The organism is Arthrobacter sp. YD4 (assembly GCF_030410515.1).
In the GTDB taxonomy this organism is placed as follows: domain Bacteria; phylum Actinomycetota; class Actinomycetes; order Actinomycetales; family Micrococcaceae; genus Arthrobacter.
The window spans coordinates 708,771-727,378 of record NZ_JAUHHD010000002.1 but is presented as its reverse complement, the minus strand read 5'-3'; the positions used below and the strand labels follow the sequence as shown (position 1 = coordinate 727,378).

The window sequence follows — 18,608 nt, the reverse complement described above, 5'->3', positions numbered from 1 at the left end:
CAGCCTCCTTTCGTGGTGCTGGATCGGTGGTGCTCGGATGATGGTCGGGTCAGGCGGTCTGTTGCGGTCAGGAGGTTCGGGTCAGCTGGTGCCGGTGGTCGTATTGGACGGCGTGGCGGACCGGCGCGTTGGGGGCACCATACCCGTCGTAGCGGCCGCGGCGTTCGACCATTTCGAAGAACACGCTGCCCACGGTGGCGGTGTAGAAGTGCAGGAACTCGCCGTCGGCGTCGCGGTCGTAGAGCAGGTTCAGCTCGCGCAGGGTGGCAAGGAACTCCGTGTCCAGGTCGAAGCGGGCGTCCAGGTCCTCGTAGTAGTTGGCCGGGATGCGCAGGAAGTCCAGGCCCCGGTCCCGGGCGGCGCGGGCGGTGGCCACCAGGTCATCGACGGCCACCGCGATGTGCTCCTGGTAGGTCCGGCGCGGCGCGTGGCCCCCGGCTACCGGCTCCGCGGAGCCCTCCTGCTGGTGCAGCGGGGCGAGGTTGAGTACCAGCCGGACGCCCCGGTCGCCCGTGGCCATGACCTGCGAGCGGACCAGCCCCGTGGGGCTGGCCACCTCGGCATAGGGCTGGGGCTGGAGCGCCAGGGCGCTGGTGTAGAAGAGGACGGCCTCGTCGAAGTGCTGCCAGGGCTGGGCCAGGTTGACGTGGTCGATCACGGCGCCGGACCCGGCGGCTGCCCCTTCCGCGTCGGTGTCCGCGCGGCCTGGGCCGAACTCGTCCACCCAGGCGGCCGTGCCGTCCGGGCTGCCCTGGCAGAGGAAGATCTCGGTGGAGTCCGGCGCGGCGAAGCCCTGGAAGACCTCCTCGTCCGCGCGGCTGGTGCGCGGCACGGCGGGGGCCTTCAGCTGCCGGGCGCGGGCCGCGGCGAGCACGGGCGAGTCGACGTCGAAGCCGACGGCGGCGATGGCGGTTTCCGCGGGGGCCGGGGCGTCCTCGTTGATGATGATCCGGGCCCGGCCGAGGGTCCAGAGCTGGACGTTCTTGCTGCGGTGCCGGCCGTTGAAGCCGAAACCGAGCTGGCCCAGCAGGCTCTCCAGCGCGGCGGTGTCCGTGGCGCGCACCTCGGCGAAGTTAAACCCGGCGGGTTCGGCCACCCGCGGCAGCGTGGCCAGCTCCATCGGGTGCCGGCGCGGGGCGGGCCGGCCGGCGACGGCACCGGGCGGGTTCCCGGTGAGCCACTTGGCGCTTTGTTCCTCGAGCCAGATCAGCGAGCGCATTGCGTCCACGGCGGTGCGTTCGACGTCGGACTGGCGGAAGACGTCGTTGAAGACCTCGAGCGAGACCGGTCCCGCGTAGCCGGCGCGGACCACGTGGCCCATGAACTTGGCCAGCTCGAACTGTCCCTCGCCCGGGAAGACGCGGTGGTGCCGGCTCCAGGACAGCACGTCCATGGACAGCTTGGGGGCGTCCGCGACCTGGACGAAGAAGATCTTCTCCGGGTCAAACGCCTCGATCGGTGCGGTGTCCCAGTCGCGGGAGAGGATATGGAAGGAGTCCAGGCAGGTGCCCAGGTTTGGGTGGTCCACCCGGGCCACCAGTCGGTGGGCGTGCTCGTAGTCGTTGACGTAGCGGCCCCAGGCGAGGGCCTCGTACGCCACCCGGACCCCGTGCTCCCCGGCCAGCTCCGCGAGCCGGGCCAGCTGTTCGGTCCGGAGGTCGTCGTCGTCGATCGACGCGGTGGCCACGTTGGAGCAGACCAGGATGGTGTCCATGCCCAGCCGGGACATCAGCCGGAACTTGGCCTCGGCGCGGCGGAGGTTGCCGGCCAGCAGCTCCTCCGGGACGCTGTCGAAGTCGCGGAACGGCTGGTACAGGTCCAGGGTGAGTCCCAGGTCCGCGGCCATGGCGCGGATGTCCTCCGGGCTCAGCGGCGAGGTCACCAGGTCCTGTTCGAAGATCTCGATCCCGTCGAAGCCGGCGATGGCGCAGGCCTGCATCTTCTCCCGCAGGGTGCCGGAGAGGCAGACGGTGGCGATTCCGGTGCGCATCAGGCGGCCACCTCCTCGGCGGCGACGAGTTCCAGGAAGTGGTCACGCATCCGGGCCGCGTCCGGTTCCCTTCCGGTGAAGATGCGGAAGGCGTCGGCGGCCTGGCCCACGGCCATCCGGCCGCCGTCGAGGACGTCGCAGCCGCGTTCCCGCGCCACCCGGACCAGCTCGGTCTCGATCGGCCGGTAGACGATGTCCGCCACCCAGTGCCGGGATTCCAGCAGCGCGGCGTCCAGCGGCAGGCCCGGGTGGGCGGCCATGCCCACCGGGGTGCAGTGGACCAGGCCGTCGGCGCGCGGCATCAGGGCCGGCAGCTCCGCCGTCGTCCGTGCCGTGACCGTGGCGCCGGGGAAGAGGACGGCCAGCTCGGCGGCGCGGGCGGCGCAGCGGGCGGGGTCAGTGTCCACCAGGTCCAGTTCACGGACGCCGGCGGTGAGCAGGGCGTAGGCGACGGCGGAGCCCGCGCCGCCGGCGCCGAGCTGGACCACGCGGTCCAGGGTGGCGTCGGGGAGCCCGTCGGCCAGGGCCGCGGCAAAGCCGGAGCAGTCGGTGTTGTGGCCGGTCAGCCGGCCGTCCCGGATGGTGACGGTGTTGACCGCACCAAGCCGGCGGGCGTCCGGGGTGAGGTCGTCGAGGTGCTCGATGACCAGCTGCTTGCAGGGGTGGGTGATGTTCAGGCCGTTGAAGCCGAGCCGCGCGGCCCCGGTGAGGAGATCACCGACGGCGGTGCCGGGCAGGCCGAGTTCGATCAAGTCGATGGGCCGGTACAGGTAGCGCAAGCCCTGCTCATCGCCCTCCCGTTCGTGCATGGGCGGCGTGAGCGAGGGCGTCACGCCATCACCCACGAGGCCTATGAGGAAGGACTCCGCTCGGTTGCTCATCCGTCTAGCTCCTTTGACAACGGCACCCTCCCCGCCGCACCGCTCGGGGCGGCGGCGAAAGTGATAGGGATAACAATACTGGAAGTGTTCACATAATGCACTTGTGTTCTTATGACGAACTTATTTATTGCTGCGGCAGCCTGGCGGAGAGTTCCGCGGCCGCCGCCTGCAGCAGTGGCACCAGCGCCACGAGGGCCTCCATGCTCATCCGGAAGACCGGCACGGCGGTGGCCAGGGAGGCGAAGGCATGGCCCTGGGCATTGAAGACGGGGACGGCGACGGCGCGCATGCCCAGCTCGTTCTCCTCGTCCATGGTGGCGTAACCCTGACGGCGGACCTGCTCGATCTCGGCGCGGAAGTCCCCGCGGTCCGTGATGGACCGCTCCGTCAGGGGGTCGAGCGGGAGTTCCTCCAGGAGCCGGTTCCGGGTGGCGTCATCGGCGAAGGCAACCAGCGCCTTCCCCACGGAGGTGGTGTGCAGCGCCCCCAGATGCCCGGGATCCGAGGTCACCCGGAAGGTCTGCGGGCCATCCACCTTGTTCACCGTCAGGTGGTGGTTGCCGTCCCGCACGGAGAGGATGGTGGCCTCCCCGGTCTCCTCGGTCACCCGGCGCAGGATGGGCAGCGAGGTGCCGGCGAAGCCGTGGTGGTTCGATACCCGCTGACCCAGCTGGAACACCCGCAGGCCCAGGTGATAGCGGCGGCCATCCGGCTCGTAATCGACGAAGCCGTCCCGGGTCAGCGAGCCCAGCAGCCGGTAGGTGGTGCTGAACGGCAGCTCGGCGCGGCGGGACAGTTCAGCGGCACTGGCGCCGCGGGGTTCGTCGCCGAGCAGGACCAGCAGCCCGAGGGCCTTGCCGACCATGTCGGTGCGGGAGCCGGCGGCCGGTTCCGGACCCGCCCCGGCGGTCGGCTCGGCAACGGAATCGGCGGCAGCTTCGGCGCCGGACTGATCGGCGGCCGGCATTGTGTCCTGGTTCACACTCATCACTCGATATTCTCACATTGTGAGAGCTATTGCTAGATGGTGAATATTTTCCTTGACAAGTGATCTACCCCACAGCCATGCTTGCTACATCACGCAAGTAGCTCCCACCATGCGGCTACTTCACAGGGTCCACTCCAGGTCAATCGGCTGCCGCATCCGGGAAGCCAGCTGCCGGCACGGCCCCCAGATCCATCCCGACAATGCCGTCACCCCGAAGGAACACCATGAGCCAGACTCTCCCGACTACGACGCCGGGCACCGCCACTCCGGCGGGCACGCCGAAGAAGGCGGCCCTCGCCAGCTTCCTCGGCAGCGCCGTCGAGTACTACGACTTCTTCATCTTCGGTTCCGCCGCCGCCCTGATCTTCCCGAAGGTCTTCTTCCCGGACGCGGACACCAACGCCGCCATCATGTCCTTCGCGACCTTCGGCTTCGCGTACATCGCCCGTCCCGTGGGCGCCATCATCCTGGGCCACTTCGGTGACCGGGTGGGCCGCCGCAAGGTCCTCATGTTCACGCTGGTGCTGATGGGTGCCTCCACCTTCGTCATCGGCTGCCTGCCGGACTTCAAGACGGTCGGCTGGTGGGCGCCCGTACTGCTGGTGATCGCCCGGCTCTGCCAGGGCCTCTCCGCCGCCGGCGAGCAGGCCGGCGCCTCCTCCATGACGCTGGAGCACGCCCCGGACAACCGCCGCTCCTTCTTCACCTCCTGGACCCTCACCGGCACCCAGGGCGGCCAGATCCTCGCAGCACTCGTCTTCATCCCGGTCCTGGCCCTGCCGGACGAGGTCAAGTACGGCATCGGCTGGCGCATCCCGTTCTGGCTCAGCGCCGTCGTCGTGGTGGTCGCGTTCTTCATCCGCCGCACCCTGCACGAGCCGCCCGCCTTCGAGGAAGCCCAGAAGAGCGCCCAGATTTCCAAGATCCCGGTGGCCGACCTGCTCAAGCACCACTGGCGTGACGTGCTGCGCGTCGTGGCCTGCGCATTCATCGCCGCCGTCTCCACCGTCTTCGGCACCCTGGCCATCAGCTACGCCAAGACGGTCGCCAACGTGGACGGCACCGTGACCCTCTGGCTGGTGGTCGGCGCGAACCTGGTGGCCCTGGGCACCCAGCCGCTGTTCGGCAAGCTCGCGGACCGTATCGGCCGGAAGCCCGTCTTCATCTACGGCGCGCTCTCCAGCGCGGTGCTGACCCCCGTGTTCCTGCTCAGCCTCGAATCCGGTTCCGTCCCGCTGATGTTCCTGGCCGCGATCGGCTTCTTCTCCTTCGGCTACGCCGCCTCGAACGCCGTCTGGCCCTCCTTCTACGCCGAGATGTTCAGCACCAAGGTCCGCTTCTCCGGCCTGGCGATCGGCACCCAGCTGGGCTTCCTGATGGCCGGCTTCGCCCCGGCGATCGTGGCCGCGATGGGCGGCATCAAGGCCGGCGGCTGGGTCCAGATCACCATTTTCACCGCCATCATCTGCGTCATCGCCGCCGTCTCCGCGCTGACCGCCAAGGAGACCTTCAAGGTCCCCACCAAGGAGCTCGGCCTGCGCTGAGCCGGCCTCCTTTGAAAGGCCAGGGCGGACGTTCCCGCCCGGTTACAAACCCGGAAGGCCCGGTGTGTTCACGGAACACGCCGGGCCTTCCGGCGTGTCGGGGCACTGAGGGCCGAGGTAACCGGGGAGGAGCGTACGCCTAGCGGCCGGCGCCCAGCACGTCGGCCAGGTCGTAGCCGACCGGTTCCTCCAGCTGGGCGTAGGTGCAGGACTGGGGGTCCCGGTCAGGCCGCCACCGCACGAACTGGGTGGTGTGCCGGAACCGGGGCCCTTCCATGTGGTCGTACTTGACCTCCAGCACCCGCTCCGGCCGCAGCGGCACGAAGCTGAGGTCCTTGGTGCCGCTCCACCTGCTGCCCTCGGCGTTGCGCGGGGTGCGGGTGCCGTCCTCCCGCCGGTCCCAGGCCCAGGGGTGGTCGGCGAAGTCCGTGACCAGGGGCTGGAGTTCCTCGAAGAGTTCCTTCCGGCGCTGCATCGGGAAGGCCCCCACGACCCCGACGCTGGCCAACACCCCCTCGCCGTCGTAGAGCCCCAGCAGCAGCGAGCCCACCCGGTCCGGCCCGGAGGTGTGTACCCGGTAGCCGGCCAGGACGCAGTCCGCGGTGCGCTGGTGCTTGACCTTGAACATGGTCCGCTTGTCGGGCTGGTAGATCGAGTCCAGGGCCTTGGCCACGATCCCGTCCAGGCCGGCGCCCTCGAACTGGGTGAACCAGCGCTCCGCGGTGTCCCGGTCCCGGGTCGCGGCCGTGACGTGCACCGGGGCGCCGCTGGCGGCCAGCGCGCGTTCGAGGGCCCCGCGGCGTTCCGCGAAGGGCCGGCCGGTGAAGTCCTCGCCGTCCAGGGCCAGCAGGTCGAAGGCGACGAAGCTGGCGGGCGTCTGCTCGGCCAGCAGCTTCACCCGGCTGGCTGCGGGGTGGATCCGTTGCTGCAGCGCGTCGAAATCCAGCCGGTCCCCCGCCACCAGGACCACCTCCCCGTCCAGCACGCAGCGCGGCGGCAGGTTCCGCTTCAGGGCCTCGACCAGCTCCGGGAAGTAGCGGGTCAGCGGTTTGCCGTTGCGGCTGCCGATCTCCACCTCGTCCCCGTCGCGGAAGATGATGGAGCGGAAACCGTCCCATTTGGGTTCGAAGCTCAGCTCCCCCTCCGGGAGGGCGGGGACGGCCTTGGCCAGCATCGGCGCGACCGGAGGCATCAGGGGCAGGTCCATGCGCCCATTCTTGCCTGCACCCGGCCCGGCGTCGAGAACTAACCCGTTCCTTACCGCACCGAAACGCGGCGGCAACAATGGCCTCCCACACTGGAAGTGCCCGCAGGTCCAGGCATCAGCTCCAGTCCGGGAGGCCCGCCATGTTGAAGGAAGCCGCAGCGCACGTTGTCCGAATCCGCAGCCTCGAGCAGGTGCGGCGCGGGGATGAGATCGAGGCCCGCTTGCGGGTGGGACCGAACTACGACGACGTCGTCATCCGCCGCGGCTGTGTGCAGGAGACGGCCCCGGGGATCGGCGTCGTCTGGATCCTGGACCGGCACAGCGGGATGCGCAAGGCCGTCAATACCGACGAATGCACCCTGTGGCGCGTCGCCTGAGCCGGGGATCCAACCGCCGCTGGACCGGAGACCCACGACCGGCCGGCGGGCGTAGTCAGTCAGGACTGCCCCCGGCCAGCAGGTGAAGCCATTCGATGGTGCCGTCGGTGACCGGGTGCGGCACGCCGAGGGTGTCCAGGAAGGCCCGCGCCTCGCGCATCTCCGCCTCGCGCCGCACCGCGTGGACCGGCGTCCCCGCCAGCAGCCGCGACACCAGCGCAGGTCCGGCGGGGCCCAGTTCCGCAGCGATCTGCCCGGTCAACCACTCCTCCGCGCCCACCGCACGGGCCGCCGTCACCGCCTCGATCAGCCCGGCCGCGAGGCCCTTCATGAATACGCTGCGCAGCAGCTTCAAACCGGCGGCCACGCCCGCCTCGCCGCCCGCGCCGGCCGTCGGGATGCCCCAGCCCGCCAGCACCGGCAGCAGCGCCTCCGTGCCGGGGCCGCTCAGCAGCAGCGGGGTGGCCAGCCGGGCGCGGGCCACGGGGGCCAGGACGGCGACGTCGACGAAGGACGCCCCGCCGTCCCGGGCCGCCAGGGCCCACCGCCGCTTGGCCTCCGGCCCGGCGGTGTTCAGGTCCGCGTAGAGGGCGTCCTGGCCCAGGGCGGGCAACGCCTGGGCCAGAACCTCCGCAGCGGCGGCTCCCCCCACCAGGCTGAGGACCACGGATGCGCCGCGCACCGCCTCCGCCACGGACGCGGCCCGGAGCACGCCCGGCGGGGTCGCGGCCACCCGGGGGTCGACGCCGGCGACGGCCACGCCCAGCCCGGCGAGGTCCGCGGCATAGATGCTTCCGGCTTCCCCCAGGCCGAGTACGGCGACGCGCATGCGGACCCACCCCTTCGATGCTTCTAAGATTGTAGACAATATGGTCCCGGATCCGGGGTCTGCCGCAGTCCGATTCCGGGGGTTGAGTTCATATGGCACCAGCAGCTGAGAGTCCCGCCCTGGCAGGCCGGACCGGGGCCGGGCCCGCCGCGGACACCCGGGTGACGGACCTGATCCGCGGGGCGATCATCCGCGGCGAGTACGCCCCCAACCAGCGGCTGATTGAGGCCGACCTGAGCGGAGTCTTCGCCGCCAGCCGGGCCACGGTGCGCACCGCGCTGCTGGAGCTGGCCGGCGAGGGCCTGGTGGAACGGCTGCCCAACCGCGGCTCCCGGGTGCGTGCCATCTCGGTCGAGGAGGCGATCGAAATCCTGGAGGTGCGGATCGGCGTCGAGGGCCTGTGCGCCGCGAAGACCGCGGCCGCGCTCAGCGACCGGGACGCCGCCGGGCTGCTGGACCTCCGGGCCAGGATGGTCGAGTCCGTCACCGAAGGTGACTTGGTGGAGTACTCCCGGCTGAACCTCTCGCTGGACAACCGCATCCGGGAACTGAGCCACCACACCATCGCCGCGGAGGTCCTGGCCCGGCTGCACGCCCAGAGCGTCCGGCACCAGTTCAAGCTCTCCTCCCGGCCGCAGCGGGCCAAGGTCTCCGTGCTGGAGCACGCCGCGATCATCGACGCCGTCGTCGCCCGCGATCCGGACGCCGCCGAGCAGGCGGTGCGCAGCCACCTGCTCAGCGTCATCGCGGCCCTCCGCGAGCTCCCGCCGGCCTGACCCTCAGCGGGCGGCGCCGGCGGTGCGCCAGCCGCCGTGGTACTCGGTCCGGGCCGTCACGGCGTAGGGCACCGGGCTGACGACGGCGCGCACGCTGAGCTGCTCGTGCGGTTCCACGGTGGTCTTGCGGGAGCCGCCGCCGGGTTCGCCCCAGATCACCCTCACCTCGGTGCCGGCCTCGACGTTCGCGTCAACGGTGGCCAGGGACAGGCCGCGGCGTTCGTTGGCCGAGACGCCGGTGAAGAGCGAGAGCCCCACCGGGGTGCCGTCCGCGTCCACCACGGAGTCATAGTTGGAGGAGCCGTAGTTGGCATTGGGGAGGTCGAAGAACTGGTAGCCGGGGGTGTCCCGGTCCAGGAAGGAGGCCCAGATCCTCGCCAGGTCCTCGTCATTCCAGGCCAGGGTGACCTTGCGCCGCTGGGACGCCGGGTCGATCCGCTCCAGGGCATCCCGGCCGATGAAGTCGTGGTCGAACTTCACGAAGGAGCCGTAACCGAGCTCCCAGGGGGTCAGGTAGTAGTCCTCGATGCTGTCCGAGACGAACGATCCGGCCAGGGCATTGGTGGCCTCGTAGCTGGCGGCGGGCAGCCACTGCCGGTAAGCGCGCTCGTCGTCACTGCTGTAGATAGCCGGCAGCGGCGAGGGGATCCAACCGGACTCCAGGGTGTTGGAGGAGTAGGCCCGGGATCCGCAGGGTTCGATGCCGAACTCCGCGCCGGCCTCCAGCACCGCGTCGCGGATCCTGCCGTGCTGGGCGTAGGGTCCCCAGATTTCCAGGCCCGGGGCGCCGGCCATGCCGTGGCGCAGGGTGCGGACGTGCTGCCCGGCGATCTCCAGCTGCCCCATGTGGAAGAACCGGACCTGTTCCAGCGTGCCGCCGTTGAGCTTTTCGATGATCTGCCAGGCGTTCGGGCCCTGGATCTGGAACCGGTAGTACTCGCGCTGGACGGCCTGGCCGTAGGGCCGTGACGGGGACCGGTCGTCGTATCGGCATTCGACATCGTAGCCGCCGGTCTCAGCGTGGAACTGCAGCCAGTTCGCCGCCGGCGCCCGGCCGACGTAGACGAATTCGTTCTCGGCCTGGTGGAAGAGGATGCCGTCGCCGATCACGCCGCCGTTGGAGGCGGTGGGGACGAACTGTTTGGCGGTGTTGACCGGGAAGTTGGCGAAGCTGTTGATGCCGGTGTCCGAGAGGAGCCTCAGCGCATCCGGGCCGGTGATGAAGAAGTTCACCATGTGGTGCGACTGGTCGTAGAGGACGGCGGTCTCCCGCCAGGCCCGCTGCTCGCGCCGCCAGTTGGTGAACTCCGCCGGCACCACCGGGTAGATGTAGGTGCCGAGCTGGGAGTTGCGGAGGTGCTCCACGGTATTGCCGGCCGCGTCGAGGACATCCTGCAGGGACTTCTGGGCCATCGGTTATCTCCTTTGATAGCGGGCCGCAACCGTGGCCGCGATCGCCGTATGGATCTGGAATCAGGATTGCTAACAAAATTGTATGGGATGTATTGACCGGTCTGCCAGAGCGTGGTTGTCTGACACTGTCCGCGGAGCGAACCGGAGAGGACCGAGACATGGGCATGCCAGGAACGGTGCTGGTGGTCAGCGCGCACGCCGGGGATTTCGTCTGGCGGGCCGGGGGCGCCATCGCCGCCGCCACCGCCCGGGGGGACCGCGCCGTCGTCATCTGCCTCTCCTACGGTGAGCGTGGCGAGTCCGCGAGCCAGTGGCTCGCCGGCAAGTCGCTCGAGGAGATCAAGGAGCTGCGCCGGTCCGAGGCGGAGGCCGCGGCGGCCGCGCTCGGCGCCGAGATCGAGTTCCTGGACGCCGGCGACTACCCGCTGCAGCCCAGCCGCGAACTGCTGGACACGCTGGTCCGGATCTACCGCCGGATCCAGCCCACCGTGGTGCTGACCCACCCGCTCCTTGACCCCTACAACGGGGACCACCCGGCGGCGGCCCGGCTGGCGATCGAGGCCCGGATCCTGGCCCAGGCAATCGGCTACGACGCCCCCGGCGAGGTGCTCGGGGCACCCCCGGTGTTCTTCTTCGAACCGCACCAGCCGGAGCAGTGCGACTTCAAGCCCGACGTCCTACTGGACATCACCGCGGCATTCCCGGCCAAGGAACGCGCCATGAAATGCCTGCCCGCCCAGCAGCACATGTGGGAGTACTACAGCTCCCTGGCCGTCCGCCGCGGCGTCCAGGTCAAGCGCAACGCCGGGCCGAACCTCGGACTGCCGGTGGACACCCGCGGCGAGGCCTACATGCGCTACTACCCCCAGGTCACCGATGTCCTGGCCTGAAGCACCGCGGGAATGAGAGGGATGACGGCATGAGGACCGTCGTGGTCACCGGGATCGAACGGGCCGACGCCGGTGTGGCGGACCGGCTCGGGGCGCACGGGGTCGCCACCGTGCACGAGGCCATGGGCCGCACGGGGCTCCTCGGCCCCGGCCTTCGCCCCATCCAGGACGGCGAACGGATCGCAGGCACCGCCGTGACCGTGCTCTGCTGGCCCGGCGACAACCTGATGATCCATGCCGCCGTCGAACAGTGCCGCGAGGGCGACATCCTGGTGGTGACCACCACCTCCCCCTCCCTGGACGGGTCCTTCGGCGAACTCTTCGCCACGGCGCTGCGGCACCGCGGGGTCCGCGGGCTGGTGACCACCGGCGGGGTCCGGGACGTGGCCGAGCTGCGGGCCCTGGGCTTCCCGGCCTGGGCCGCGGCCGTCAACGCCCAGGGCACGGTGAAGGCCACGGCCGGTTCGGTGAACGTCCCGGTCGCTATCGGCGGGACCGTAGTGCGTCCGGGCGACGTGATCATCGCCGACGACGACGGCGTGCTGTGCGTGCCGCGGACGGAGGCTCCGGGGGCGCTGCGGGCCGCCGACGCACGGGCGGCCAAGGAGGCCGATTCACGCGCCGACTACTCCACCGGCGGGCTGAGCCTGGACCGCAACAAGCTGCGCGGCCTCCTCGACGGGCTCGGCGTCCGGTATATAACCGCTGCGGAATATGAGTCCGGGGATGGCTGAGACCGAGGGCATTCCGTGCCTGCTGATGCGCGGCGGCACCTCGAAGGGGGCCTACTTCCTGGCCTCCGACCTTCCCGCCGGCCCGGAGGAGCGGGATGCCCTGCTGCTGCGGATCATGGGCAGCCCCGACCCCCGGCAGATCGACGGCCTGGGCGGGGCGCACCCGCTGACCAGCAAGGTGGCCGTGGTGTCCCCCTACCCGGACGGAGACGCGGACGTGGATTACCTGTTCCTGCAGGTGGGCGTGGACGAGGCGGTGGTCAGCAGCCGGCAGAACTGCGGCAACCTGCTGGCAGGCGTCGGTCCCTTCGCCGTGGAACGCGGCCTGGTGCGCGCCGGTGGAGATCACACCGAAGTCCGGATCCGGATGCTCAACACCGGCAGCTTCGCCACCGCCGCCTTCCCCACCCCGGGCGGCTGGCCCCAGTACGACGGCGACCTCGCGATCGACGGCGTCCCCGGCACCGCGGCACCGGTCCGGCTGAACTTCGAGGGCACCGCCGGGTCCTCCACCGGGGCGCTGTTTCCCACCGGACGGGTGATGGACACCGTGGACGGCCTGGCCGTGACCTGCGTGGATAACGGGATGCCGAGCGTGCTGCTGCGCGCCGCGGACCTGGGCCTGGCCGGCGACGAATCCCCGGAGGAGCTCGAGGCGGACGCCGCGCTGGCGGACCGGCTGGCCGGGCTCCGGAAGGCCGCGGCCACGTTGATGGGAATGGGCGACGTCAGTAAGGCAACGGTGCCGAAGCTGGTGCTGCTCTCCCCGCCCCGGGGTGGCGGCACTGTCACCACCCGCAGCTTCCTGCCGGTGCGGGTGCACACCTCCATCGGGGTGCTCGGCGCGCTGACCGTGGCGGCCGGGATCCTGGCGGACGGGTCCGTGGGCCACGGCTTGGCCGCCCTGCCCGGGCCCGGCGACCCGTGCCGGATCGAGCACCCGACGGGCCAATTCGACGTCGAGGTGGGCCTGACCGCCGGCCCGGACGGGATCACCGTGACCCGCTCGGCGGCGCTGCGCACCGCCCGCAAGATCTTCGACGGGCGGGTCTTCCCGCGCCCCCGGCCCTGACCACCACCGCTACGAGAGGACGCCCCCGTGACCGAGTACACCTCGTTCGACGTCGCCCACCTGGGGAATGTGGAGCTGCTGACCCCCACCTTCGACAAAAGCCTGTGGTTCTTCCGAGACCTGCTGGCCATGCGCGTCGTCGCCGAGGCCGCCGGGGACGCCGGGGACGGCCGGTCCGTGTACCTGCGCACCTGGGACGAATACCAGCTTTATACGATCAAGCTCACCGAATCCGTCGACGCAGGTGTGGGCCGCACTTCCTTCCGGGCCAGCAGCCAGGCCGCGCTGGAGCGCCGGGTCGCCGCGATCGAGGCCATGGGCCTGGGGGCCGGCTGGGTGGACGGGGAGGTGGGGACCGGGCCGACTTACATGTTCCGCGACCCCGACGGCCACAGCATGGCCCTCTACTACGAGACCGAGCGCTACGTCGCCACCGACGACAGGCCGGCCCTGAAGAACCAGGCTTCGGCCTTCCCCGGACGCGGCGTGAACGCGCGGCGGCTGGACCACATCAACTACCTGGCCAAGGACGTGGTGGCCAACGGCGAGTTCGTGGCGCACGCCCTCTGCGGCCGGGAGAGCGAGCGGATCAAGCTCGACGACGGCGGCTACGCGGCGTGGTGGTTCCACTTCAACAACAAGTCCTACGACGTGGTCTACTCCGACGACTGGCTCAAGCACGGCAACCGGCTGCACCACGTGGCGTTCGCCCCGGACACCCGCGAGGACATCCTCAAGGCAGCGGATATCTTCCTGGAGAACGGCATCCACATCGAGTCCGGGCCTCACAAGCACGCCATCAACCAGACCTTCTTCCTCTACGTCTGGGAGCCCGGCGGGAACCGGATCGAATTCGCGAACGCCGGCGCCCGGCTCCTGTTGGATCCCGACTCCCCGGTGGTGGAATGGACCCAGGAGGAGCGCAAGAAGGGCCAGGCCTGGGGCATGAAGACCATCGAAACCTTCCACACCCACGGCACCCCGAACGTCTCCGCCGACGCCTGACCCACGCCCCACGCAGCAATCCACAACCAACAGCCCCCTGCATTACAGAACAGCACAACAGCACAGAGAGGTGCGCCGCCATGACCAGTACCACCGAGACCGCCGCCCCGGTCACCACCGGCCTCTACATCGGGGGCCGGGAACGCCAGGCCGGGCAGACCCTGGAGATCGCCGACCCCGGCAAGCCGGGCGCCGTCGTCGGGCACGCCGCCGCGGCCTCCGCCGCCGACGTCGACGACGCCGTGGCCGCCGCGAAGGCCGCCTTCCCGGCCTGGGCGGCCCTGACCGCGGAGCAGCGCGCCGACACGATGCGGGCCGCACTCGAGGGGATCGCCGAACACCGCGACGAGGACGCCGCCGTGCTCTCCCGCGAGAACGGCAAGATCCGGATGGAGGCCTGGGTGGACTCGCTGGTCTTCGAGATCCGCTGGAACCTGGCCCTCGCCCTCGCGGCCGAGGTGGATGCCACCAAGGTGCTCCCGCCGGCGCCGGGCATCCCCGTCTCCACCACCGTCGCCTACCAGCCGCTCGGCGTGGTGACCGTGATCGTGCCGTTCAACTGGCCCATCGCCATCCTCGCGGCCTCACTCCCGCACGCGCTGCTGGCCGGGAACACCGCTATCGTGAAGCCGCCGCCCACGGCGCCGCTGGCCACCACCAGGGTGGTGCAGCGGATCGCGGAGAAGCTGCCGCCGGGCGTGCTCAACGTCGTCACCGGCAAGGACGCGGAGATGTCCGCCCTGATCAGCAGCCCGGACGTCGCCAAGGTCTGCTTCACCGGCAGCGTCGGCGGCGGCAAGCGGATCATGGAGATGGCCTCGAAGGCGCTGACCCGGGTGACGCTGGAACTGGGCGGCAACGACGCCGCCGTCATCCTGGCCGACGCCGTCCTGGACGACACCCACCTGGACCGGCTGTACGCCGCCATTTTCGACACCACCGGCCAGATCTGCATGAACGCCAAGCGCATCTACGTCCACCGCTCCCGGCTGGACGAGGTGGTCAATGGGCTCGCCGCCCGGCTGGAGCGGGCCGTGATCGGCTACGGCCTGGACGAGGGCACCACCATGGGGCCGCTGCACTCCCCCGCCCAGAGGGAGTTCGTGGCCGGGCTGATCGAGGAGGCCAAAACCGCCGGGGCGGACGTCCGCGAGTACGGCACCCTGCCGGAGGACCCGGAGCTGCGCGGCGGGAACTTCCTCCGCCCGGCGCTGGTGATCGACCCGGATCCGTCCCTGCGGGTGGTGACCGAGGAGCAGTTCGGCCCTGTCATCCCGCTCCTGCCCTTCGACACCGAGGACGAGGCGGTGGAAGCCGCCAACGCCACCTGGGCCGGCCTCTGCGGCTCCGTCTGGACCGCCGACGCCGCCACCGCCAACCGGGTGGGTGCCCGGCTGGTCTGCGGCTACGTCTGGGTCAACGACCACGGCGCCACCCGGCTGGACCTGCGCGCCCCCTTCGGCGGCATGAAGCAGTCCGGAATGGGCCGCGAACAGGGCATCGAGGGCGTCCGGGCATTCCAGGACACCAGGTCCATCGCCCACCTGCAGCCGGAGGACGCCGCGGGGAGTTAATTACCTATAGACAGTGCCTATGCACATAGGTAAAGTCGGCCGTGGGTGCACCGTCGCACCCACGGAAAGGACTTCCTGATGGCGAACCGAACCACACCCGCGGCCAACCGGGCGGCTTCCCTGGAACTGATCCGCGACTTCTCGCTCGAGATGACCGGCAAGGACGTGCCGGCCCTGCACGAGGCCAAGGACCACATCCCGCCGGGCACCCGCATCAACGTCACCTTCCTCGGCAACGAGGACCTGGAGATGCGGGTGGCCGCGGCGAAGGCCGTCCGGGAACTCGGATTCGTTCCCGTCCCGCACATCTCCGCCCGCCGGCTCCGCTCCCTGGAACAGCTCGAGGAATTCCTGGCCCGGCTCCAGGACGTCGGCGCCAGCGAGCACATCTTCGCCGTCGGCGGTGACCCGGCCACCCCCGAGGGGCCCTTCGAGGACTCCCTCGGCGTGATCCGGAGCGGCGTGCTGCAGCAGTACGGGGTGCGCCAGGTGGGGATCGGCGGCTACCCCGAGGGCCACCCGGACATCGCCAAGGACGTGCTCGCCCGGGCGCTGGCGGACAAGACCGCCGCCCTCGCGGAGCAGGAGCTCGACGCCGTCATCCTCACTCAGTTTGCCTTCGACACCGACCCGGTCGCGGACTGGATCACCGGCCTGCGCGCCGACGGCGTCAATGCCGAGATCCGGGTAGGAACCCCCGGTCCGGCCGGCATCAAGCGGCTCCTCGGCTTCGCCCGCCGCTTCGGCGTCGGCGCCAACGCCATGATCGTCAAGAAGTACGGCTTCTCCCTGACCAACCTGATGGGCGACGCCGGGCCGGACCGGTTCGTCAACGACCTCGCCGCCGAACTCGCCGAGCGCACCTCCGGGCCGCAGGATCCCGCCGTCGGCCGCGTGGGCCTGCACTTCTACACGTTCGGCGGACTGCTGGCCACGGCCGACTGGGTCCGGCAGTTCACCGCCGGACGCCCCTGATGGCACCACACACCGGGTCGCTCCGGGACCAGGCCTGCCTGATTGTCCACGGCCCCGACCAGCCCGGCATCGTCGCCGCCGTGGCCGCGCTGGTGACCCGCAGCCGGGGAAACATCGTCTCCCTGGACCAGTACTCCTCCGATCCCAGCTCCGGCGACTTCTTCCAGCGGGTGGTGTTCAACCGCCCCGACCTGGCCGCCGCCCTGCCGGAAATCGAGGCGGACCTGGCGAAGACCCTGGGCCCGCTCGGCCTGCAGTGGACCCTGACGGACCGGTCAGTGCCCAAGCGGATGGCCATCCTGGTCTCCACCTCGGACCATTGCCTGCTGGAGCTGCTCTGGCGGCACCGCCGCGGCGAGCTGCCCGTCTCCATCCCGATGGTGATCTCCAACCACACCAACACCGCCGAGGACGTGCGCTCCTTCGGGGTGCCGTTCTTCCACGTGCCCTCCGCCGGCGCGGACAAGTCCGCGGCCGAGGGCGAGATCCTGAAGCTGCTGGCCGGCAACGTCGACTTCGTGGTGCTGGCCCGCTACATGCAGATCCTCTCCCCGGAGTTCCTGGACCGGGTGGGCGTTCCGCTGATCAACATCCACCACTCCTTCCTGCCCGCCTTCGTCGGCGCCGCGCCGTACCGCAAGGCCAAGGAACGCGGCGTGAAGCTGATCGGCGCGACCTCGCACTACGTCACCAAGGACCTGGACGAGGGCCCGATCATCGAACAGGATGTCGCCCGCGTGACCCACGCCCACTCCGCTGCGGACCTGCAGGCCCGCGGCGCCTACGTCGAACGGGCCGTGCTCTCCCGCGCGGTGCAGTGGCACGCCGAGGACCGGATCATCCGGCACGGCAACCAGACCATCGTGTTCTGACCCCCTCTGACTTCCAAACTCCCCCAGACCCCCGAAATCCCGACAGAAAAAGAGGTTCATTGTGGCACCGAAGAATCTGCAGGAAGTCCTCGACGCATCCCGCGGCGCCGTCGACCTGCTCCGCAACTCGCAGATCGGCTCCTACATCTATCCGGTGGTCCCCGCCGACTTCCAGAACTGGATCAAGGAACAGACCGCCTGGCGCCAGACCGCCGTACTGTACGACCAGTCCCACCACATGGACAACCTGTTCATGTCCGGCTCGGACGCGATCAAGCTGATCTCCTCCACGGCCATCAATTCCACCGCCGTCTTCCCGGTCAACAAGGCCAAGCAGTACGTCCCGACGACCGAATCCGGCCACGTGATCGGCGACGGCATCCTGTTTCGCGAGGGCGAGGACGAATACGTCTACGTGGGCCGCGCCCCGGCCGCGAACTGGCTGCTCTACCACGGTGAAACCGGCGGCTACGGCAACCTGGACATCCGGGTGGACCGCCGGTCGCCGTCGCGGCCCTACGGCCATGGCGTGTCCCGGCAGTACTACCGCTTCCAGATCCAGGGCCCGAACGCCTGGCAGGTGATCGAGAAGCTCAACGGCGGCCCGCTGGAGCAGCTGAAGTTCTTCAACATGTCCACCATGACGATCGACGGAACCACCGTCCGGACCCTCCGCCACGGCATGGCCGGCGCCCCGGGCCTCGAGGTGTGGGGACCGTACGAGGACCACGACCGGATCCGCGACGCGATCGTGGCCGCCGGCGCCGAGTTCGGGCTGGTCCCGGTGGGCTCCCGCGCCTACCCCTCCAACACGCTCGAATCCGGCTGGATCCCCTCCCCGTTGCCGGCCATCTACACCGGCGAGGCCGAGCGCGGCTACCGCGAGTGGCTGCCGGCGGACGGCTACGAAGCCACCGGCACCCTGGCGGGCTCCTTCGTCTCGGACCGGATCGAGGACTACTACCTGACCCCCTGGGAGCTGGGCTACGGCTCCTTCGTGAAGTTCGACCACGACTTCATCGGCAGGGACGCCCTGGAGAAGATGGACCCCGCCGCGCAGCGCCGCAAGGTCACGCTGGCCTGGGACGCGGAGGACATCACGAAGATCTACGCCTCGCTCTTCAACGTGGAGGGCCCGAGCTACAAGTTCTTCGACCTGCCGCTGGCGAACTACGGCTCGGCCAACTACGACTCCGTGGTCGACGCCGACGGCACCGTGGTGGGCTACTCGATGTTCACCGGCTACAGCGCGAACGAGCGCCGGGCACTGTCCCTGGCCACGATCGACCCGAACGTCCCGGAGGGCACCGAACTGAAGGTGGTCTGGGGCGAGCCGAACGGCGGCACCGCAAAGGCCGCCGTCGAGCCGCACGAGCAGACCGAGGTCCGCGCCGTCGTCAGCCCGGTCCCCTACTCCACCGTGGCGCGCGCGACGTACCAGGGCGGCTGGCGCACCAACTACCAGCCCGCCTAGGCTGGGA

At 70.2% G+C, this 18,608-nt stretch carries 17 protein-coding genes; 11 read left to right on the top strand and 6 right to left on the bottom strand.

Features of this window, described 5'->3' with window-relative positions; translation table 11 throughout:
* Positions 1–67 precede the first annotated feature (67 nt).
* The 3 genes from QWJ39_RS07880 to QWJ39_RS07870 all read right to left on the bottom strand — a co-directional run bounded on the left by QWJ39_RS07880 (position 68) and on the right by QWJ39_RS07870 (position 3,736).
* Entirely contained in the window at positions 68–1,990 is a 1,923-nt protein-coding gene (locus tag QWJ39_RS07880) for a sugar phosphate isomerase/epimerase and 4-hydroxyphenylpyruvate domain-containing protein (protein ID WP_290257190.1), read from the bottom strand.
* Positions 1,990–2,871, bottom strand: a complete 882-nt coding sequence (locus QWJ39_RS07875) for a shikimate dehydrogenase (protein ID WP_290257189.1) — start codon at positions 2,869–2,871, stop codon at positions 1,990–1,992. Before QWJ39_RS07875 ends, QWJ39_RS07880 begins: the two co-directional genes overlap by 1 nt.
* 124 nt (positions 2,872–2,995) lie before the next feature.
* Entirely contained in the window at positions 2,996–3,736 is a 741-nt protein-coding gene (locus QWJ39_RS07870; RefSeq protein ID WP_290257313.1) for an IclR family transcriptional regulator, read from the bottom strand.
* A 347-nt stretch (positions 3,737–4,083) separates the two neighbouring features.
* On the opposite strand from QWJ39_RS07870, the gene QWJ39_RS07865 reads away from it, so the two are divergent.
* Positions 4,084–5,403 (top strand): MFS transporter, encoded by a 1,320-nt coding sequence (locus QWJ39_RS07865; RefSeq protein WP_290257188.1) that lies wholly within the window; start codon positions 4,084–4,086, stop codon positions 5,401–5,403.
* Between the two features lie 139 nt (positions 5,404–5,542).
* Here QWJ39_RS07865 and QWJ39_RS07860 read toward each other — a convergent pair whose 3' ends face one another.
* Entirely contained in the window at positions 5,543–6,610 is a 1,068-nt protein-coding gene (locus tag QWJ39_RS07860; RefSeq protein ID WP_290257187.1) for an ATP-dependent DNA ligase, read from the bottom strand.
* Between the two features lie 140 nt (positions 6,611–6,750).
* On the opposite strand from QWJ39_RS07860, the gene QWJ39_RS07855 reads away from it, so the two are divergent.
* Positions 6,751–6,987, top strand: coding sequence for a hypothetical protein (locus tag QWJ39_RS07855; protein ID WP_290257186.1), 237 nt, complete (start codon positions 6,751–6,753; stop codon positions 6,985–6,987).
* A 55-nt stretch (positions 6,988–7,042) separates the two neighbouring features.
* On the opposite strand, the gene QWJ39_RS07850 is transcribed toward QWJ39_RS07855, so the two are convergent.
* On the bottom strand, positions 7,043–7,816 hold the full coding sequence (locus QWJ39_RS07850) for an NAD(P)-dependent oxidoreductase (protein WP_290257185.1): 774 nt from the start codon (positions 7,814–7,816) through the stop codon (positions 7,043–7,045).
* Between the two features lie 92 nt (positions 7,817–7,908).
* On the opposite strand from QWJ39_RS07850, the gene QWJ39_RS07845 reads away from it, so the two are divergent.
* Entirely contained in the window at positions 7,909–8,592 is a 684-nt protein-coding gene (locus QWJ39_RS07845) for a GntR family transcriptional regulator (protein ID WP_290257184.1), read from the top strand.
* A 3-nt stretch (positions 8,593–8,595) separates the two neighbouring features.
* Here QWJ39_RS07845 and QWJ39_RS07840 read toward each other — a convergent pair whose 3' ends face one another.
* Positions 8,596–10,005 (bottom strand): aminomethyl transferase family protein, encoded by a 1,410-nt coding sequence (locus QWJ39_RS07840; protein ID WP_290257182.1) that lies wholly within the window; start codon positions 10,003–10,005, stop codon positions 8,596–8,598.
* Between the two features lie 158 nt (positions 10,006–10,163).
* On the opposite strand from QWJ39_RS07840, the gene QWJ39_RS07835 reads away from it, so the two are divergent.
* From QWJ39_RS07835 to QWJ39_RS07800, 8 genes are all read left to right on the top strand, one after another.
* Complete coding sequence (locus tag QWJ39_RS07835; RefSeq protein ID WP_290257181.1) at positions 10,164–10,895, top strand: PIG-L deacetylase family protein; 732 nt, start codon at positions 10,164–10,166, stop codon at positions 10,893–10,895.
* 29 nt (positions 10,896–10,924) lie between these two features.
* Entirely contained in the window at positions 10,925–11,629 is a 705-nt protein-coding gene (locus tag QWJ39_RS07830; protein WP_290257180.1) for a 4-carboxy-4-hydroxy-2-oxoadipate aldolase/oxaloacetate decarboxylase, read from the top strand.
* Positions 11,622–12,701 carry a 4-oxalomesaconate tautomerase gene (locus tag QWJ39_RS07825; RefSeq protein ID WP_290257179.1) on the top strand — a complete coding sequence of 360 codons (1,080 nt, stop codon included), beginning with the start codon at positions 11,622–11,624 and terminating at the stop codon, positions 12,699–12,701. Before QWJ39_RS07830 ends, QWJ39_RS07825 begins: the two co-directional genes overlap by 8 nt.
* 27 nt (positions 12,702–12,728) lie before the next feature.
* Entirely contained in the window at positions 12,729–13,706 is a 978-nt protein-coding gene (locus QWJ39_RS07820) for a VOC family protein (RefSeq protein ID WP_290257178.1), read from the top strand.
* Between the two features lie 80 nt (positions 13,707–13,786).
* Positions 13,787–15,280, top strand: coding sequence for an aldehyde dehydrogenase family protein (locus tag QWJ39_RS07815; RefSeq protein ID WP_290257177.1), 1,494 nt, complete (start codon positions 13,787–13,789; stop codon positions 15,278–15,280).
* A 78-nt stretch (positions 15,281–15,358) separates the two neighbouring features.
* Positions 15,359–16,255 carry a methylenetetrahydrofolate reductase gene (locus tag QWJ39_RS07810; protein ID WP_290257176.1) on the top strand — a complete coding sequence of 299 codons (897 nt, stop codon included), beginning with the start codon at positions 15,359–15,361 and terminating at the stop codon, positions 16,253–16,255.
* Entirely contained in the window at positions 16,255–17,127 is an 873-nt protein-coding gene (gene purU, locus QWJ39_RS07805) for a formyltetrahydrofolate deformylase (protein ID WP_290257175.1), read from the top strand. The genes QWJ39_RS07810 and purU overlap by 1 nt, the downstream gene beginning before the upstream one ends.
* Before the next feature lie 61 nt (positions 17,128–17,188).
* A complete protein-coding gene (locus QWJ39_RS07800; protein WP_290257174.1) occupies positions 17,189–18,601 on the top strand; it encodes an aminomethyl transferase family protein in 1,413 nt (470 codons plus the stop codon).
* Positions 18,602–18,608 lie beyond the last annotated feature (7 nt).

Coding starts and splice junctions, on each gene's coding strand:
- QWJ39_RS07880 (WP_290257190.1), bottom strand. CDS start 1,990: ATGCGCACCGGAATCGCCACCGTCTGCCTCTCCGGCACCCTGCGGGAG.
- QWJ39_RS07875 (WP_290257189.1), bottom strand. CDS start 2,871: ATGAGCAACCGAGCGGAGTCCTTCCTCATAGGCCTCGTGGGTGATGGC.
- QWJ39_RS07870 (WP_290257313.1), bottom strand. CDS start 3,736: ATGGTCGGCAAGGCCCTCGGGCTGCTGGTCCTGCTCGGCGACGAACCC.
- QWJ39_RS07865 (WP_290257188.1), top strand. CDS start 4,084: ATGAGCCAGACTCTCCCGACTACGACGCCGGGCACCGCCACTCCGGCG.
- QWJ39_RS07860 (WP_290257187.1), bottom strand. CDS start 6,610: ATGGACCTGCCCCTGATGCCTCCGGTCGCGCCGATGCTGGCCAAGGCC.
- QWJ39_RS07855 (WP_290257186.1), top strand. CDS start 6,751: ATGTTGAAGGAAGCCGCAGCGCACGTTGTCCGAATCCGCAGCCTCGAG.
- QWJ39_RS07850 (WP_290257185.1), bottom strand. CDS start 7,816: ATGCGCGTCGCCGTACTCGGCCTGGGGGAAGCCGGAAGCATCTATGCC.
- QWJ39_RS07845 (WP_290257184.1), top strand. CDS start 7,909: ATGGCACCAGCAGCTGAGAGTCCCGCCCTGGCAGGCCGGACCGGGGCC.
- QWJ39_RS07840 (WP_290257182.1), bottom strand. CDS start 10,005: ATGGCCCAGAAGTCCCTGCAGGATGTCCTCGACGCGGCCGGCAATACC.
- QWJ39_RS07835 (WP_290257181.1), top strand. CDS start 10,164: ATGGGCATGCCAGGAACGGTGCTGGTGGTCAGCGCGCACGCCGGGGAT.
- QWJ39_RS07830 (WP_290257180.1), top strand. CDS start 10,925: ATGAGGACCGTCGTGGTCACCGGGATCGAACGGGCCGACGCCGGTGTG.
- QWJ39_RS07825 (WP_290257179.1), top strand. CDS start 11,622: ATGGCTGAGACCGAGGGCATTCCGTGCCTGCTGATGCGCGGCGGCACC.
- QWJ39_RS07815 (WP_290257177.1), top strand. CDS start 13,787: ATGACCAGTACCACCGAGACCGCCGCCCCGGTCACCACCGGCCTCTAC.
- QWJ39_RS07810 (WP_290257176.1), top strand. CDS start 15,359: ATGGCGAACCGAACCACACCCGCGGCCAACCGGGCGGCTTCCCTGGAA.
- purU (WP_290257175.1), top strand. CDS start 16,255: ATGGCACCACACACCGGGTCGCTCCGGGACCAGGCCTGCCTGATTGTC.